The organism is Streptosporangium sp. NPDC006013 (genome assembly GCF_040614275.1).
In the GTDB taxonomy this organism is placed as follows: Bacteria; Actinomycetota; Actinomycetes; order Streptosporangiales; family Streptosporangiaceae; genus Streptosporangium.
Genome location: NZ_JBEXUE010000017.1, coordinates 1 through 16,186, shown reverse-complemented (window position 1 = coordinate 16,186; position 16,186 = coordinate 1). Strand labels below are relative to the sequence as shown.

Genomic DNA, 16,186 nt, shown 5'->3' with positions numbered 1-16,186 from the left:
GACCGGTTCGAAGGGCCGTCACCGGCGAACCGGCCGCGGGACACCGCGACCGGGGCACCGGGGCGGGCTCAGAGGGTCAGGCCGGTGAGGACCATGACCTTCTCGTAGGTGAGGTCGGCGATGGCCGAGCGGATGCCCTCGCGGCCGACGCCCGAGTCCTTGACCCCGCCGTAGGGCATCTGGTCGGCACGGTACGACGGCACGTCACCGATGATCACTCCGCCGACCTCAAGCTCCCGGTTGGCCCGGAAGGCATTGTCGAGACTGCGGGTGAACACCCCGGCCTGCAGGCCGTACTTGGAATCGTTGACCGTGGCGAACGCCTCGTCCACTCCGGACACCGTCTGGACGATCATCACGGGGCCGAAGACCTCCTCGCGGGAGACCTTGGCGTCGGCCGGCACGTCGGCGAGGACCGTCGGCGCGACGGTCGCGCCGTCGCGGGTGCCGCCGGTCAGCAGGCGGGCACCGGCCGCGACGGCCTCGCCGACCCACTGTTCCACGCGCTCCGCGGCCTCGACGGACACGAGCGGGCCCACCTGCGTCTTCTCGTCGGCGGGGTCGCCGACGACCAGGGCCTCGACGGCCGGGACGAGCCTGGCCACGAAGTCGTCGTGCACCGACGCCTCGACGATCACCCTCTGCACGGCGATGCAGCTCTGACCGGCCTGGTAGTTGGAGAACAGGGCGATCCGCGAGGCGGCCCAGTCGAGGTCGGCGTCGGCGAGGACCACCGCGGCGGCGTTGCCGCCGAGTTCCAGGGTCACGTGCTTGCGCGGGACCGTCTCCAGGATCGCGTACCCCACGGGAGCCGACCCGGTGAAGGAGACGACGGGCAGGCGCGGGTCCTCGACCAGCCCTCCGGCGCGGTCGTTGGGCACCGGGAGCACCGAGAACATCCCCTCCGGCAGGTCGGTCTCGGCCAGGATCTCGCCCAGGACCAGCGAGGAGACCGGTGTCGCCGGGGCGGGCTTGACGATGATCGGGGCGCCGGCCGCGATCGCCGGGGCCACCTTGTGCGCCACCAGGTTGAGCGGGAAGTTGAACGGGGTGATGCCCAGGACCGGGCCGTGCGGGACGCGCGAGATGTAGGCGAGGCGGCCCGCGGAGGCGGCCTCGGTGTCCAGGCGCATGGTCTCGCCGCTGAGGCGACGGGTCTCCTCGGCCGCGAACCTGAAGGTGGAGATCGCACGGCCGACCTCGCCGCGGGCCCAGAAGATCGGCTTGCCGTTCTCCTCGCTGATGAGGCGGGCGATCTCGTCGGCGCGCTCGGCCAGGCGGCGCGAGACGTGCGCGAGGGCGTCGGCGCGCACGTGGATCGGGAGCGCGGCCGCCTCCTTCCGCACGGCCGCCGCGGCGGCTACGGCCTCCTCGACCTGGTCGGCCGTCGGCACGGAGCAGACGGCGACGACTCGGCCGTCATGCGGATTGGTCACGGTGAGCTCGGCGTCGCCTGTGGCGGGGCGGCCGGCGAGCCAGAAGGGGCGCACGTCCATACCTCGACGCTATGTCACCTGCGCCGATGTGGTCTTACTCCACTCCGCACAAGATCCCGATACCGGTACACCTTTCCGGCCAATAGTCCGTTCACCCTGGCCCTGTAACGAAAAGAGGGGCATTCGGGGATATTCCTTACATGGCGCCGGTTTAAATGATCTTCATCATGGCTAAGTCACCGAATGAACACTCAGAGCGGAAGGGCGTGGGCGCATGACCTCCTCGGCGCCGCGCGGCCTTCAGGGCGCGTATCTCCTCGGTGAACGGGCCTCACACGACGAACTGCGCACCAGGCTGCTCGACGTCGCCAGCCAGTTGCTGGTCACCATCGGCCCCGAGAGCCTGTCGATGCGCCGCATCGCCACCGAGGCGGAGTGCTCCACAACGGTCATCTACACCATGTTCGGCAGCAAGGAGGGCCTCGCCGAGGCTCTGTACCTGGAAGGCTTCGAGCGCTTCCGGCGGCGTCTGGAGGCCGTGCCCCCGCGCAGGGACTCCCTGGAGCACCTCGTAGCGCTCGGCCCCGTCTACCGGGAGGCCGCGCTGGACGAGCCCGGCTACTACGCCCTGATGTTCGAGCGCGCGATTCCCGGCTTCGTACCGAGCGAGCGGGCCAGGACCCTGGCCCGCGCGGCGCTGAACATCGTCGACCGGGTGATCGCCGACTGCATCTCGGCCGGGTACATCGTCCCCACCCAGCCCAGGAAGATCGCCGATGCCGTGTGGGCCGCCGCCCAGGGCGCGATCAGCCTGGAACGTGCCGGGCACCTGCGCGACAGCAGCACCTACGACACGGTCACCCAGGCCGTCATCTCCCGCTACCTGGTCGCCGACGTCTCCCGGGCGTGACCGGCTCCCCGGCCTCTCCGTGGGCGGAGCCCCCGCTCCGGCTCACCGAGCGGACCCGTCACCCGGCGACGGCCAGGGCGATCCAGAGTTCGGCACGGGCCGCCGGGTCGTCGAGGTCACGGCCGACGAGTTCGGCGACCCGGCGCATGCGGTAGCGCAGGGTGTGACGGTGCACTCCGAGCCGCTGCGCCGCCGCGTCCCAGTGGCCGTTGCAGTCCAGGTAGACCCGGAGGGACTCCAGCAGATCCGCGCGCGAGCCGTACTTCCTGAGCGGGGCGAGCAGCGCCGCGGAGAACGCCGCCGCCGCGTCGGAGTCGAGCAGGCAGAGCAGTCCCCGGCCCGCCAGATCGGCGAAGCGCATCACCGGCACGGCACCGCGCCTGGCCGCGGCGAGCGCCTGGCCTGCCTGGTCGAGTCCGGTACGCAGATCGTCGAGACCGGCGGGATCGCCGACCCCGACTGGGCCGTGCTCGCCGAGCGCCGCCGCCACGGCATCGGCCCGCGAGGCCGGGACGAGCAGGACCACCCTGTCACCGCCGGTGTCACCACCGGCGTCACCGTCCGCCGCCGCGAACTCGTCACCCGCGGCCTCCAGCACCGCCTCCCGCTCACCGGCGCAGGCGATGGCCACCAGCGGCCCGGCGGGAAGCCGCTCCCCCAGCCGCTCCAGCGTCTCGCACCCGGCGTCCACCTGCCCGGCCAGCAGCAGCCGCAGCACCGCCGAGCGGACCCGGCGCTCGGCGGCCAGGTACTCCCTGCCGTGCTCGGCGGCGAGCGTCAGCAGGGAACCGGCGGCGTTGACCACGGTGTGCGCGACCGGGGTGAAGGGCCGGCCGAGGCCGACGGCGAGGAATCCCCTGACCCGGCGGGCCCCGAACGGCTGCACGATGACGTGCTCCCTGGGCGAGGAGAGGGCAACGCTCGCGGGCGCGCCACGGTTGGTGATCTTTCTCAACCGCTCCAGCTCGGGGCCGAGGTCGTCGGCGGCGCCGGCCGAACCCCGGCCCGCCGCGTGCCGCACGGCCCCCGCCTCGTCGAGCAGGACCGCCCAGCCGCCCAGCTCGCGGGCCAGGCGGTCGATCACCGCGCGAGGCCCCTCCGGGCGCAGGGCGGCGCGGGTGAGCCGGCCCTGGGCGGCGAAGGCACGACTGAGCTCGTCGTACTGCTCCGCGGCGAGCAGTTCGCTGACCACCTTGCCGATGGCGACGAACGGGGTGTCGCGCGGCACCTCGAGCAGCGGCAGCCCCGCCCGGGTGGCGGCCTCGACCAGTTCCCCGGGGATCGTCTCGTGCCCGAGCCCGACGCCGAATCCGAGGCCGGCGACCTCCCTGCCGACCAGGCGCTCGACGTAGGACGCGGCGTTGCCGGCGTCCAGGCGCATGCCCGTGGTGAGGACCAGTTCCCCGCCCTCAAGGAACGGGGTGGGATCCTCCAGTTCGCTGACCGCCACCCAGCGCACCGGCCGGTCGAGCGCGTCTCCACCGGCGAGCACGCCGAGCCCGAGCGGCGACCGCCGTACGACGGTGCGCAGCGTCGGCGCCACAGCCACCCCCGTTTTGTACGTTACGTCCAGTGTTCCCCGTCAATTTTGACATAGTGCATCATCGGCACACCGACATCCACCGCATACCTTCACATCATGAGCACCGTCACCGAGGGCGGCCCCTCGCTTCCGCAGGAACGCCGCATCGTCACCGAGATCCCCGGCCCGAAGTCCCGTGAGCTGTTCGCGCGCAAACAGGCCTCCGTACCACCGGGCATCGGCACCACACTGCCCGTCTTCGTGACGCACGCCGGAGGCGGTGTGGTCGTCGACGCCGACGGCAACTCCCTGATCGACTTCGGTTCCGGCATCGCGGTGACCAACGCCGGCAACGCCGCTCCGCGCGTCGTCGAGCGGGTGCGCAAGCAGGTCGCCGACTTCACGCACACCTGCTTCATGATCACGCCGTACGAGTCGTACGTGCAGGTCGCCGAGAAGCTCAACGAGATCACCCCCGGCGACCACGAGAAGCGCACCTTCCTGCTCAACAGCGGCGCCGAGGCCGTGGAGAACGCGGTCAAGGTCGCCCGCCAGGCCACCGGCCGCCAGGCGGTCGTCGTCTTCGACCACGGCTACCACGGCCGGACCCTGCTGACGATGACGCTGACCGCCAAGAACATGCCGTACAAGCACGGCTTCGGCCCGTTCGCCCCCGAGGTCTACCGGGTGCCGCTGGCCTACCCGTTCCGCTGGCCCTCGGGCCCGGAGAACTGCGCCGAGGAGGCCGCCGCCCAGGCGATCGACCAGATCACCAAGCAGATCGGCGCGGAGAACGTCGCCGCCGTGGTGATCGAGCCGATCGCGGGCGAGGGCGGCTTCATCGAGCCTGCCAAGGGCTTCCTGCCGAGGATCGCGGAGTTCTGCCGGGAGAACGGCATCGTCTTCATCGCCGACGAGGTGCAGACCGGTTTCTCCCGTACCGGCGACCTGTTCGCCTGCGAGGACGAGGGCATCGTGCCCGACATCATCGTCACCGCCAAGGGCATCGCGGGCGGCCTCCCGCTGTCCGCGGTCACCGGCCGGGCCGATCTCCTCGACAGGGTTCACGTGGGCGGTCTGGGCGGCACCTACGGCGGTAACCCGCTCGCCTGCGAGGCGGCACTGGGCGTGCTGGAGACCATCGAGGCCGACGACCTGACCGGAAAGGCCCGCCGCATCGGCGAGACCATGCTCCCCCGGCTGCGTGCCATGGCGGAGCGGAACCCGGTGATCGGCGACGTACGCGGCCGGGGGGCCATGATCGCCATCGAGCTGGTGGTTCCCGGCACCAAGGACCCGCACCCCACGGCGGCGGGCGAGATCGCCAGGAGGTGCCACGCCGAGGGCCTGCTCGTGCTGACCGCGGGCACCTACGGCAACGTGCTGCGCTTCCTGCCGCCGCTGGTCATCCCCGACCACCTCCTGGAGGAGGGGCTCACCATCCTGGAGAAAGCCATAAGCGAGGTCTGACGGTTTAGATACCACTAAATAGGGCACCCGGCTTGATGCTGAGTGCCCTATTTGCCGTTATACGGCCTGCATGTAGGCCGTGATTTAACCACCACTTGACACCTACCACAACGGTCACGGGCCGTGATCGCGTTATAACAGTTCCGATATGAAAGTGCTCGATCACCACAGGAAACGTGTCGACATCCTCCCCACGGCCGAGCCGCGGGAGAGAACCAGGGGTCTCCACGCTGGAGGAATTCAAGATGAGTTGGCGGCCGGCCAGAACGGCACACGGCACGATGACCTTCGATCCTGAGGGGCTGACCCGCACCCAGCGTGAGGGCGAGGCCTGCGTGGCCTGTCACAAGAAGTGGCCCCGCCCGCGCATCAGGATCGGCCGCCTTCCGGACGGCAACGCCCTCTTCGCCTGCCCCGAGTGCGCGGAGGCACTGCTGCCGCAGCAGGACGACGCCCGCTCCCTCCCTCGCCACGTGGCCTTCTCCTAGACCTCCGACCCCGCACCGTCCCGAGGCGTGAACCGTTCGGGTAGCTTCTCCAGCATCGGAGCGCGCCCGTGCACGAGGTCGGACCGCCGTACGGCCCGGTGCTCGCGGCCACGGAGGTGCGGGCGCCACTTTTCCTTGCGGATGGATGTCGAGACCGGACCACCCGCTCCGACCTGACCGTGAGAGGCGCCCGCGCCGGGCGCCGCGAGCACGAGGAGCGAGAGCGTGAAGTACATGCTGCTGATCTACAGCAACCCCGCGACCTGGGAGACCCTGTCCCCGCAGGAGGTCGACGGGATAATGGGCGAGGCCGGCGCCCTCATGAAGGAGCTCGCCGACTCCGGCGAGTGGGTCGGCGGGGAGGCGCTGGCCGACCCTTCGCAGACCAGGACCGCGCGGATGCGCGACGGCGTGCCGGCGACCACGGACGGGCCGTTCCTTGAGGCCAAGGAGCACCTGGCCGGATACTGCGTGATCGACTGCGAGAGCCCCGAGCGGGCGGCCGAGATCGCCAGACGCTGGCCGGACGCCCGGCTGTGCGCGGTGGAGATACGGCCGATCATGAGCACGGCCGGTACCGAGGCGTGACCCTTGCCGGTGGAACCGAGGACCTGCTGCGCGAGCTCGCGCCGCAGGTCCTCGGCGCGCTCGTCCGGCGCCACGGTCACTTCGACGCGTGCGAGGACGCGGTGCAGGAGGCATTGCTGGCCGCCACCCTGCAGTGGCCCGGCGAGGGCGTACCGGACAATCCCCGCGGCTGGCTGATCACGGTCGCCTCCCGCCGGCTGACCGACGAGCTGCGCAGCGAGTACGCGCGCGCCCGCAGGGAGACCCTGGTCGCGACGCGGACGCCCGCGGACGAGTTCCGCTCGCCCGCCGCCGACGCCGGGCGGGCCGGCGGGCAGGACGACACCCTGACCCTGCTGTTCCTGTGCTGCCACCCCGCGCTCTCCCCCGCCTCGCAGGTCGCGCTCACCCTGCGCGCGGTCGGCGGTCTGACCACGGCGCAGATCGCCCACGCGTTCCTCGTCCCCGAGGCGACCATGGCCCAGCGCATCAGCCGGGCCAAGCAGCGGATCAGGAGCACGGGCATTCCCTTCACACCGCCTCCCGAGCCGGAGCGGGCCGAGCGGCTGCGAGTGGTCCTGCACGTGCTGTACCTGATCTTCAACGAGGGCTACACGGCCACCTCGGGACCCGACCTGCAACGCCCCGAGCTGGCCGGGGAGGCGATCCGGCTCGCCCGCATGGTCCGCGGGCTGCTGCCCGGAGACGGCGAGGTGGCCGGACTGCTCGCCCTCATGGTGCTCACCGATGCCCGGCGGCCGGCCCGCACCGGGCCCGGTGGCTCGCTGATACCGCTCGCCGAGCAGGACCGGAGCCGCTGGAACGGGGAGGCCGCCGCCGAGGGGGTCGCGCTCATCACGGACGTGCTGGCCTGGGCACCTCTCGGCCCTTACCAACTCCAGGCGGCGATCGCCGCGGTGCACGCCGAGGCGACCTGCGCCGAGGAGACGGACTGGCCGCAGATCCTCGCGCTGTACAGGCTGCTCGAACGCCTGGCCCCCAACCCGATGGTCACGCTCAACCACGCCGTCGCGCTCGCGATGGTGAAGGGCCCGCAGGCCGGACTCGACCTGCTCAGGAACCTGGAGGCCGACGAGCGGGTGGCCGGGCACCACCGCCTGCACGCGGTGCGCGCGCACCTGCTGGAGACGGCCGGTGACCGCGAGGCCGCCCGCGCCGGCTACCGCGAGGCCGCGCGCCGTACCACCAGCCTTCCCGAGCAGCGCTATCTGGAGACCCGGGCCGCCCGGCTGGCGCAGGCGGAACGGTAACGGCCCACAGGAGGGCGCGGCGCGTCAGGCCGACAGGAGAGCCGGGGCGGTCTGGTCGCGCATGCCCCACGGCGAGCCGTAGGCGTTGAGCAGTTCCAGGAAGGGCACCGCGTCGAACGCCTCGGGGCCGAGCACCCCGGTGCCCGACCAGGCGCCGGTGGCCAGCAACTCCAGGGCGACCACCGGGTGCACCGCCGTCTGCCAGACCACGGCCTGGCAGCCGTACTCCCGCATCGACCACTCGTTGTCGACCACGTGGTAGAGGTAGACCTCGCGCGGCCGCCCGTCCTTGCCCACGCCCTTCACCCAGGTTCCGGCGCAGGTCTTGCCCCGCATCCGGTCACCGAGCGTGGCCGGGTCGGGGAGGCTGGCCGCGACCACGTCGCGCGGCGAGGTCTCGACACCACCCACCTTGATCTTGCCCGCCTTGTCCAGGCCCAGCTTGTGCAGGGTCTTCAGGACTCCGATGAACTCCTCGCCGAGACCGTACTTGAACGTCACCCGCCTGGCGTCGATGTAGCGCGGTACGAGGAGCACCTCCTCGTGTTCGACATTGACGCACTCGACGGGCCCGATCCCCTCGGGGAAGTCGAAGACCTCGGGCTCGCTGAACGGCTCGGTGGTGTGCCAGTCACCGTCCTCCCAGACCACCGGCGGGTTGAGGCACTCCTCGATGGTCGTCCAGATGGAGAAGGTCGGCGCGAAGTCATAGCCCTCGACCACCAGGTTGGAGCCGTCGCGGATACCGATCTCCTCGATGCTCTCGAAGAGGTGCTCGGCGGCGTAGCGCGCGAAGACGTCGGCCAGCCCAGGTTCCACGCCCATGCCGACCAGCGCCAGCCCGCCCCGCTCCCGCCATGCCTCGCCGAGGGCGAACTGCTCGTCGCCGAGCTTCACCCCGGTCAGCTCGTACGGTCTGCGGGGATGGGGGCGTGACAGCGACATCGCCATGTCGAGGTAGTGGGCTCCGGCGTTGAGCGCCGCCTCGAACAGGGACATGGTGAAGCGGGGGTCCACCGCGTTGAAGAGCACGTCGCAGCGGTGCTCGGCGAGGGCGGCCTCGACCGCCACCCGGTCGGAGGCGTCCAGCCCGATGGCGCTGAAACGCGGGTCCGCGATCCTGGCCACCACGGCGGCGGCCCGGTCCTGTTGAGAGTCGGCGACCACGATGTGTTCGAAGAAATCTCGGCGTGCGGCGATCGGGACGACGGCGGAGCCAACGCCGCCCGCTCCAACAAGAAGGATTCTCATGGCGACTAGCCTACCCACTGACTGGTCGACCAGTCGATATTAAGAGCATGATTTTCCCACTGAATCCATCGTCAAAAACGATCAGAGCAACGAAAAACGTAGCTTGTCGCCGAGAGCGCAGACATAGCAGGGTAGAGGGAACATCACGGAGCCTCCTTTTCCGGGCGAGGGGGCGACCGGGTGCGGCCTCAGTCGGGGATCCGGGGCTTTCCAGGCTCCGAGGATGCTCGGAGGCTTTTCCAGCGCTCCGCCCAGTCGGCGTAGTCGGTGCACTCCCCGCCCAGGCCGCCGCAGTCCCTCGCCGGGCGGGCGGCGAAGAGAACATCGCGCAGCCGGCGGTCGTCACGCACGTGGTAGACCTCGCACATCCGGCGGGCGCGCCCGCCGCACGCCTCCGGATTGGCCGGGGCGAGGCCGGTCCAGGCCGCGGCGGGGCGCTGCGCCCGCGCCGAGTTCATCCAGTTCAGCCACCGGTAGGCGCAGTTCGGGCTGGCCGGCTTGGCCGCGAGCATCCACGAGTCGACCCACCCTGTCGCCGGGCCTCCCTTCAGCACCTTCATCGACCGGCCCGCGCGCTGGAAGAGGTCGAGGTGGTAGGGCAGGACCTGGGCGATCCGCACCCGCTCCGCCGACAGTGCCCTGACCAGGTCGAGCGAGCCGTCCCAGTAAACCCGGTCGGGGCCGTCGCCCTCGGCGAGGAGCTTCATCGCGGCGTCGAGCTGGGCGGGGGTGAGCTGGAACGGATCCTTGATCTTCAACTGGGGGCGCGTCCCCTTGAGGGCGAGCGCGGCGTCGGCGATGCTCAGCGGGCTGTTCCTGATCGCCGCCGGAGCCGCCCCGTAGAGGGCGAGGGGCCCCCGCGGCCCGTCCCCTTCGCGGACCACCCGGTTCACCCCCCACAGGTAGGGAATGCCGTAGACCTTGCCGTCCGCACGCAGACCGGGCAGCTCGCGCAGGCGCTTGGGGATCCGCCGGTAGTCAGCGACCAGCGCGGTGTCGAGCGGCGCGACCTTCCCCTGCTCCACCAGCAGACCGGCCAGGTCGGGGGCGGCCGAGAGCACGTCGTAGCCGCCCCGGGCGAACCTGGCGGCCATCTCCTCGCTCGTCCTGACCCGGTCGAGCTTGACGACGCAGCCACTCTCCCGCTCGAAGGGCGTCAGCCAGTTGACCCGCGAGCTGACCCCGCCGTACTCGACGTACCCCTGGAACGTGAGCACCTGGAGCATGCCCTCGCCCTTGCCGATGGACGCCGACGGCGCCGGGCTGGAGGTGGCTCCGGGCTCGGAGCCGGGCGTCGCGACGGGCGTGCCGGAGGGCGTGGGGCTCCGCACCGGCTGGGCCGCGCTCGCGGCCCCTGCCTGGGCCAGGGTGGCGAGCACCAGGCCGCTCGCCCCCAGCACTGCCCCGAGACGCGCGCGACGGAGCCTGTCCCTGCCCACGAGGCCCACGAGGTTTCCTCCCGACGTCGCCACCGATCTGCCCGGGAGCCTACCGGCCATCCTCGGCCTCCCGCGGTCCGTTGGGGCGTGTGCCCGGTTCCCACAGGCCGGGCGTGGGCGAACCCCGCCCCGCGGCAGAGGTGTCAGAGCCTGCGCGTCGACCGGCGCACTTACCAGGCGACCATCAGCATCAACATCTTGACAGCATCGATCAGCCCTTAACTTCATGGCCTTGCCCTAAAGCCCTGCGCGTCGGCGCAGGGCAACATGATCCGCCGCCAGGCGGCTGGTGTGACTGCCGGGGCCCTGCGCCTACCCTTGGGGCCGTGCATGTCGAGGGGCATCGAGGCCCGCTTCCGCCGATGATCCGGCGAGTCCGGCCGGGGCACTGGCTGGCGCTGGATCGGCTCGCCGCAATCGGTTACGCGTTCCCCGCCTTCCTGCTGCTGGCCAATGAGGTCAGGGGGGCCGAGCGGTTCGCGGTGGTCCCCGTGGGCGTGGTCGTGTCGGCGTTGCCGATCGCGCTGCGCCGTCAGCGGCCGGTCGTCGCGTTCGGGCTCGCCCTGGCCGGGCTGGTCGCGGCGGAGCTGGTCGAGCGCAGGGCGATCATCTTGGGGATGCTGTCCGTGGCCTACGTCTTGTACGCGGTGGCGGCCGTCTGCCGCCCGCGCGCCGCCTTCGTCGCGCTCGGGATGTCGCTGGTCGCCGCCGTGGCGACCGGGATTCCCGGTTTCCCGCGCATCGGCGGGCCTCCGGTGATCTCCGTGCTGCTGTTCACCACGGTCTGGACCGTCGGGTACGCCGTGGGCATGCATCGCCGCCACCTCGGGGAGTCGCTGCGCAACCAGGCCAGGCTGGCCAGGCAGAGTGTCACCGACGAGCGGATGCGCATCGCCCGCGAGCTGCACGACGTCATCGCGCACGGCATGAGTGTGGTCACCGTACAGGCGGGATTCGGCGCCCTGGTGATCGACGACAGGCCGCAGGAGGCGCGGGCCGCGCTCGCGGCCATCGAGACCACGGGACGCCAGAGCCTGGCCGAGATGCGACGGCTGCTGGGTGTGCTCCGCGAGGAGGACCAGAGCGAAGGGCCCGAGCTGGCACCCGCCCCCGGGCTGGCCGACCTCGGCCCGCTCGTGGAGCAGACCGCCAGGGCGGGCGTGCGGGTGAAGCTCACCACCACCGGGCGGCCTCGCGCGCTGCCCGCCGGGATCGACCTGTCGGCGTACCGGATCGTGCAGGAGGCTCTGACCAACGTGGTCAAGCACGCCGCCACCGGCTCCGCCAGGGTGAACCTGCGCTACGGGCCGGACGAGCTGTCCATCGAGGTCACCGACGACGGCCTCGGCTGCCGGGAGGCCGACGGGCCGCACCTCGGACACGGCCTGGTCGGCATGCGCGAGCGCGTGCACCTGTACGGCGGCGCGTTCCACGCGGCGCCCCTCCCCGAACGCGGCTTCCGCGTCACTGCTACCCTCCCCACCCTGACCACGGAGCACCCGGCATGACCCTCCGCCCGACCGCCGCCCTCGCCGCACCTGAGCGGGCGGCATGACCGTCCGAGTGGTGGTCGCCGACGACCAGACCCTCGTGCGGGCGGGGCTGTGCGGCATCGTGAACACGGCCCAGGACCTGACCGTCGTCGGCGAGGCCGGCACCGGTCTGGAGGCCGTCAAGGTGGTCCGCGCGCAGGCGCCGGACGTCGTGCTCATGGACATCCGAATGCCCGGCATGGACGGCCTGGAGGCCACCCGCCTGATCACCTCATCCGGCGACACGAAGGTGCTCATCCTCACCACCTTCGACCTGGACGAGTACATGTACGCGGCGCTGCGCGGCGGTGCCAGCGGCTTCCTGCTCAAGGACACTCCCGCCCGGGACCTGCTGGTGGCGATCCGGGTCGTCTCGGCGGGCGACGCATTGCTCTCCCCCAGCGTCACGCGGCGGCTGATCAGGGATTTCGCAGGCCGGACCCGCCCTGAGCCGTTGGAGGGCATCACAAAACGCGAGCGGGAGGTGCTCACGCTGGTCGCCGACGGCCTGTCCAACGGCGAAATCGCCGAGCGGCTGCACATCGGGCCGGGCACGGCCAAGACCCACGTCAGGCACCTGCTGACCAAGCTGAACGCCCGCGACCGCGTGCACCTGGTGATCATCGCCTACCGCAGCGGACTGGTCTCCGTCCGCTGAACCCGATATCAGCCGGAAGGCGTAGCCCGAAGGCGCGAAATGAGCCCTGGGGTAGACGATCTCGGCCGGAGCAGGTCATTAGCTTCGGAGCACTCCCACTTCCAAAGATCTGAAGGAGTGCGTTTTGATCTCCCCTCGAGTGGTGTGCACCGCCGCCCTGCTGGCCGTCGCGTCGCTGGCCATACCGACCGCCGTTCAGGCCAAGACACAGACCAGAACACAGGCTCAGGCACAGGCGCCGCGCCAGGCCGCTCCCCCGCCCCAGCTGACCTTGCCGGCGCCGACCGGGCCCTCCCCGCTCGGCACGGTGTCCTTGCATCTGGTCGACCGTGCAAGGAAGGATCCGTTCGCGGGCGCCGGCCGCGACCGCGAACTGATGATCAGCCTGACCTACCCGGCCAGGAAGGTCGCCGCGTACCCGGTCGCGCCCTGGCTGCCGCCCAAGGCCGCGGCCGAGTACCTGCGCCAGGAGGGCCTGCCTCCGGGGGCCATCCTGCTGCCGAAGACCCACGGGCACGAGGGCGCCCCTGTCGACCGGCGCGAGGGCCGGTTGCCCGTGGTGCTGTACTCCCCGGGCAACGACTCCTTCCGCTCGGCCAACACCGTGGTGGCCGAGGAACTGGCCAGCCGGGGCTACGTGGTGGCCACGATCGACCACACCTATGACGGCCTGGTGGAGTTCCCCGACGGCCGGGTGGTGCCCCCGGCTCAGGACGGCGGCGAGACCGGCAAAGTGATCTACAAGCAGCGCATCGCCGACACCCGCTTCGTCCTGGACCAGCTGGCGGTGCTCAACCGCGGCGGCAACCCCGACGCCGAGCACCGCAAGCTCCCCAAGGGGCTGCGCGGCCTGCTCGACCTGAACCGGGTCGGCATGTTCGGCTACTCGGCCGGCGGGCCGACGGTCGCATCTGCCATGTTCGAGGACCGGCGGATCAAGGCCGGGCTCGCCATGGACGGCCCGGCGGCGGGCCCGGTCGTCACCGCCGGGCTGGACCGGCCGTACATGCTGATGACCGCCACCAAGGCCGTCCGCACCCGCATACCCGACCTGGCCACGTTCTGGTCGAATCTCAAGGGCTGGAAGCTCAACATCACGACCGAAGGGGTCGAGCATGTCTCCTACGGCGACCTGGAGATGATCGCCCCGCAGGTGGCGCCACTGCTGAAGTGGACGCCCGCCCAGCTCGCCGAACAGATCGGCACGCTCGCCCCCGCGCGCGGCGAGGCCGTCCAGCGAGCCTACCCGCTGGCCTTCTTCGACCTGCACCTGCGCGGCAGGGGCCACCTGCTGGACGGCCCGTCGCCGAGGTTCCCCGAGGTCACCGTCATTCCGTAGCCTCGCCCACCCCCGGCCGACAACGACTACCTTCTCGTCTCGCTCACCGGCCCCGGCCCATCCGGCAGTGCCAGGCCGACCCGGCTTTGTCGAGGCTGCGCCCATCCTCACCGGCAATCCCCGGCTACGGCTGCCTCCAGCTTCACCCCACCGCTACGACGGCGGAGAGATGGACGGTCTTTCACCTCCATCCGGACAAAACATCGCCTCGTGGCGCACTGCGGCTGGTCGCACGGGACTGTACGGTTTTCGGCACACCCCCCACCATCGGTCAGATCCGACGGATATGTCGGCTTCCGACCGTGACATCGACACCCCGGTGAGGCGCAATCACTGGCGTTCACGGACACGGGTGTGTAGACGGACAACCACGGGCTCCTGGTAGCTGAGCTGCTTAGACAACACCTCGGCTACCAGGAGCCCGCTTCCATTCACGGGTTAACGACCAGAAAATGACCACACTCCGGCGGTCTCCTGACTCGAACCCTGACACCGAATCCCTTTGTCAGCAGGCTCTCAGAGCACGTGTGAGGCCCGCGTCCCGGCAGGAGGGACGCGGGCCTCACGGTTCAGGGGCCAGTGGGTGGGGCGCCTCCTTCTCCCTGGTCGGGGCGCCTGCTCCCTACCGGGAACCTCCCGCTCGATGTTCGATACGGGACCACTAGCCGTTGGTGGGGAAGCCGAGGTTGACGCCGCCGTGGCTCGGGTCGAGCCAGCGGGAGGTGACGACCTTGCCCCGGGTGTAGAAGTGCACGCCCTCGGTCCCGTGGACATGGGTGTCACCGAAGAGCGAGGACTTCCAGCCACCGAAGCTGTAGAAGGCCATCGGCACCGGGATCGGCACGTTGATACCGATCATGCCGACCTCGACCTCGTTCTGGAAACGCCGCGCCGCGCCGCCGTCGTTGGTGAAGACCGCGGTACCGTTGCCGAACTCACCACCGTTGATCAGCTCCAGGCCCTCCTCATAGGAGGAGACCCGGACGACCGCCAGGACCGGGCCGAAGATCTCCTCGGTATGGACCCGCGAGCCGGCGGGCACGTGGTCGAGCACCGTGGGCCCCAGCCAGAAACCAGGACTCTGCTCGGCCGCGCCACCGCCCAGGACCGGGGTCCGGCGGCCGTCCACGACGAGCTTCGCCCCCTCGGCGACGCCCAGCTCCAGATAGGAGGCGACCTTGTCGCGGTGGGCCTCGGTGACCAGGGGCCCCATCTGGGCGGCGGGGTCGTCGCCGGGGCCGACGGTCAGCTCCGCGACCCGGGAGACGATCCTGTCGACCAGCTCGTCGCCGACCGGGTCCACGGCCAGCACGACGGAGATCGCCATGCAGCGCTCACCGGCCGAGCCGAAGCCCGCCGAGACCGCGGCGTCGGCGACCAGGTCCAGGTCGGCGTCGGGCAGCACCAGCATGTGGTTCTTGGCGCCGCCGAGCGCCTGGACCCGCTTGCCGTGACCGGTGGCGCTCTCATAGACGTAGCGGGCGATGGGCGTGGACCCGACGAACGAGACCGCGCGCACCTGCGGGTGCTCCAGCAGCCGGTCCACCGCCGTCTTGTCGCCCTGGACGACGCCGAAGACGCCGTCGGGCAGTCCGGCCTCCTTCCACAGCGAGGCCATCAGCAGCGAGGCCGAGGGGTCCTTCTCCGACGGTTTGAGGATGAAGGCGTTGCCCGCGGCGATCGCGATCGGGAACATCCACATCGGCACCATGGCCGGGAAGTTGAACGGGGTGATCCCGGCGACGACGCCCAGCGGCTGCCGGATCGAGTAGGAGTCGACCCGGGTGGAGACGCCCTCGGAGAAGCCGCCCTTGAGCAGGTGCGGGATGCCGCAGGCGAACTCCACGACCTCCAGGCCGCGGGCGACCTCGCCCAGCGCGTCGGAGTGGACCTTGCCGTGCTCGGCCGAGATGAGCCGGGCCAGCTCCTCGCGGTGGGCGTACATCAGCTCGCGGAAACGAAACAGCACCTGCGAGCGCTTGACCAGCGAGGCGTCCCGCCAGGCGGGCCAGGCCGCGACGGCGGCGGCCACGGCCGCGTCCACCTCCTCCGCCGAGGCCAGGTGGACCCGCCCGGTGACCTCTCCGGTCGCCGGGTTGAAGATCTCGGAGGTGCGACCGGAGCCCTCGACGAGGGCTCCGTTGATCCAGTGAGTGACGTTCTTCACGAGGCGACCTCGGCGTTGACGGTTTCGAGCACACCGACGATGATTCCGAGACCCTCGGTGCCCGTGTTCGCGGTGTTTCGGTTGCGCTTACGAGAGAACGCACCCAGGTCGATTTCCAGGCCGGTGCGCGGGGCCC

The 16,186-nt window shown here is 71.0% G+C and carries 14 protein-coding genes; 8 read left to right on the top strand and 6 right to left on the bottom strand.

Features of this window, described 5'->3' with window-relative positions; translation table 11 throughout:
- Positions 1 to 68: 68 nt before the first annotated feature.
- Positions 69 to 1,496 (bottom strand): aldehyde dehydrogenase family protein, encoded by a 1,428-nt coding sequence (locus ABZ260_RS04815; RefSeq protein ID WP_355613060.1) that lies wholly within the window; start codon positions 1,494 to 1,496, stop codon positions 69 to 71.
- Between the two features lie 214 nt (positions 1,497 to 1,710).
- Here ABZ260_RS04815 and ABZ260_RS04810 point away from each other — a divergent pair, with 214 nt between their 5' ends.
- Positions 1,711 to 2,346 (top strand): TetR/AcrR family transcriptional regulator, encoded by a 636-nt coding sequence (locus ABZ260_RS04810; protein WP_355613058.1) that lies wholly within the window; start codon positions 1,711 to 1,713, stop codon positions 2,344 to 2,346.
- A 58-nt stretch (positions 2,347 to 2,404) separates the two neighbouring features.
- Here ABZ260_RS04810 and ABZ260_RS04805 read toward each other — a convergent pair whose 3' ends face one another.
- Entirely contained in the window at positions 2,405 to 3,895 is a 1,491-nt protein-coding gene (locus tag ABZ260_RS04805; protein ID WP_355613056.1) for a PucR family transcriptional regulator, read from the bottom strand.
- Between the two features lie 90 nt (positions 3,896 to 3,985).
- Here ABZ260_RS04805 and gabT point away from each other — a divergent pair, with 90 nt between their 5' ends.
- Together gabT and ABZ260_RS04795 are read left to right on the top strand one after the other, a co-directional pair.
- Positions 3,986 to 5,338, top strand: coding sequence for a 4-aminobutyrate--2-oxoglutarate transaminase (gene gabT, locus ABZ260_RS04800; RefSeq protein ID WP_350952200.1), 1,353 nt, complete (start codon positions 3,986 to 3,988; stop codon positions 5,336 to 5,338).
- 245 nt (positions 5,339 to 5,583) lie between these two features.
- Complete coding sequence (locus tag ABZ260_RS04795; protein WP_355613054.1) at positions 5,584 to 5,826, top strand: hypothetical protein; 243 nt, start codon at positions 5,584 to 5,586, stop codon at positions 5,824 to 5,826.
- Here the strand turns inward: ABZ260_RS04795 and ABZ260_RS04790 are convergent.
- The gene (locus ABZ260_RS04790; protein WP_355613052.1) at positions 5,823 to 6,062 is read right to left on the bottom strand and encodes a hypothetical protein; all 240 of its coding nucleotides are present in this window, start codon (positions 6,060 to 6,062) and stop codon (positions 5,823 to 5,825) included. The genes ABZ260_RS04795 and ABZ260_RS04790 overlap by 4 nt on opposite strands.
- Here ABZ260_RS04790 and ABZ260_RS04785 point away from each other — a divergent pair.
- The gene (locus ABZ260_RS04785; protein ID WP_355613102.1) at positions 6,061 to 6,414 is read left to right on the top strand and encodes a YciI family protein; all 354 of its coding nucleotides are present in this window, start codon (positions 6,061 to 6,063) and stop codon (positions 6,412 to 6,414) included. The two genes, ABZ260_RS04790 and ABZ260_RS04785, sit on opposite strands and share 2 nt — an antisense overlap.
- Positions 6,411 to 7,664 carry a DUF6596 domain-containing protein gene (locus tag ABZ260_RS04780; protein WP_355613050.1) on the top strand — a complete coding sequence of 418 codons (1,254 nt, stop codon included), beginning with the start codon at positions 6,411 to 6,413 and terminating at the stop codon, positions 7,662 to 7,664. The genes ABZ260_RS04785 and ABZ260_RS04780 overlap by 4 nt, the downstream gene beginning before the upstream one ends.
- Positions 7,665 to 7,688: 24 nt before the next feature.
- Here ABZ260_RS04780 and ABZ260_RS04775 read toward each other — a convergent pair whose 3' ends face one another.
- A complete protein-coding gene (locus ABZ260_RS04775) occupies positions 7,689 to 8,915 on the bottom strand; it encodes a saccharopine dehydrogenase C-terminal domain-containing protein (RefSeq protein ID WP_355613048.1) in 1,227 nt (408 codons plus the stop codon).
- 188 nt (positions 8,916 to 9,103) lie between these two features.
- Positions 9,104 to 10,414 carry a hypothetical protein gene (locus tag ABZ260_RS04770; protein ID WP_355613046.1) on the bottom strand — a complete coding sequence of 437 codons (1,311 nt, stop codon included), beginning with the start codon at positions 10,412 to 10,414 and terminating at the stop codon, positions 9,104 to 9,106.
- Positions 10,415 to 10,716: 302 nt separating this feature from the next.
- Here ABZ260_RS04770 and ABZ260_RS04765 point away from each other — a divergent pair, with 302 nt between their 5' ends.
- The 3 genes from ABZ260_RS04765 to ABZ260_RS04755 all read left to right on the top strand — a co-directional run bounded on the left by ABZ260_RS04765 (position 10,717) and on the right by ABZ260_RS04755 (position 13,883).
- Entirely contained in the window at positions 10,717 to 11,862 is a 1,146-nt protein-coding gene (locus tag ABZ260_RS04765) for a sensor histidine kinase (RefSeq protein ID WP_355613044.1), read from the top strand.
- Between the two features lie 43 nt (positions 11,863 to 11,905).
- Positions 11,906 to 12,544, top strand: a complete 639-nt coding sequence (locus ABZ260_RS04760; RefSeq protein WP_355613042.1) for a response regulator transcription factor — start codon at positions 11,906 to 11,908, stop codon at positions 12,542 to 12,544.
- A gap of 124 nt (positions 12,545 to 12,668) precedes the next feature.
- Positions 12,669 to 13,883: a lipase gene (locus ABZ260_RS04755; RefSeq protein WP_355613040.1), complete on the top strand. Its 1,215-nt coding sequence runs from the start codon at positions 12,669 to 12,671 to the stop codon at positions 13,881 to 13,883.
- Positions 13,884 to 14,544: 661 nt separating this feature from the next.
- Here ABZ260_RS04755 and ABZ260_RS04750 read toward each other — a convergent pair.
- Positions 14,545 to 16,050, bottom strand: coding sequence for a CoA-acylating methylmalonate-semialdehyde dehydrogenase (locus ABZ260_RS04750; RefSeq protein ID WP_355613038.1), 1,506 nt, complete (start codon positions 16,048 to 16,050; stop codon positions 14,545 to 14,547).
- Positions 16,051 to 16,186 lie beyond the last annotated feature (136 nt).

Excerpts from the sequence above, each read along its gene's own strand:
- ABZ260_RS04770 (WP_355613046.1), bottom strand. The coding sequence starts at position 10,414 with ATGGCCGGTAGGCTCCCGGGCAGATCGGTGGCGACGTCGGGAGGAAAC.
- ABZ260_RS04815 (WP_355613060.1), bottom strand. The coding sequence starts at position 1,496 with ATGGACGTGCGCCCCTTCTGGCTCGCCGGCCGCCCCGCCACAGGCGAC.
- ABZ260_RS04785 (WP_355613102.1), top strand. The coding sequence starts at position 6,061 with ATGCTGCTGATCTACAGCAACCCCGCGACCTGGGAGACCCTGTCCCCG.
- ABZ260_RS04765 (WP_355613044.1), top strand. The coding sequence starts at position 10,717 with ATGATCCGGCGAGTCCGGCCGGGGCACTGGCTGGCGCTGGATCGGCTC.
- ABZ260_RS04760 (WP_355613042.1), top strand. The coding sequence starts at position 11,906 with ATGACCGTCCGAGTGGTGGTCGCCGACGACCAGACCCTCGTGCGGGCG.
- ABZ260_RS04810 (WP_355613058.1), top strand. The coding sequence starts at position 1,711 with ATGACCTCCTCGGCGCCGCGCGGCCTTCAGGGCGCGTATCTCCTCGGT.
- gabT (WP_350952200.1), top strand. The coding sequence starts at position 3,986 with ATGAGCACCGTCACCGAGGGCGGCCCCTCGCTTCCGCAGGAACGCCGC.
- ABZ260_RS04775 (WP_355613048.1), bottom strand. The coding sequence starts at position 8,915 with ATGAGAATCCTTCTTGTTGGAGCGGGCGGCGTTGGCTCCGCCGTCGTC.
- ABZ260_RS04795 (WP_355613054.1), top strand. The coding sequence starts at position 5,584 with ATGAGTTGGCGGCCGGCCAGAACGGCACACGGCACGATGACCTTCGAT.
- ABZ260_RS04790 (WP_355613052.1), bottom strand. The coding sequence starts at position 6,062 with ATGTACTTCACGCTCTCGCTCCTCGTGCTCGCGGCGCCCGGCGCGGGC.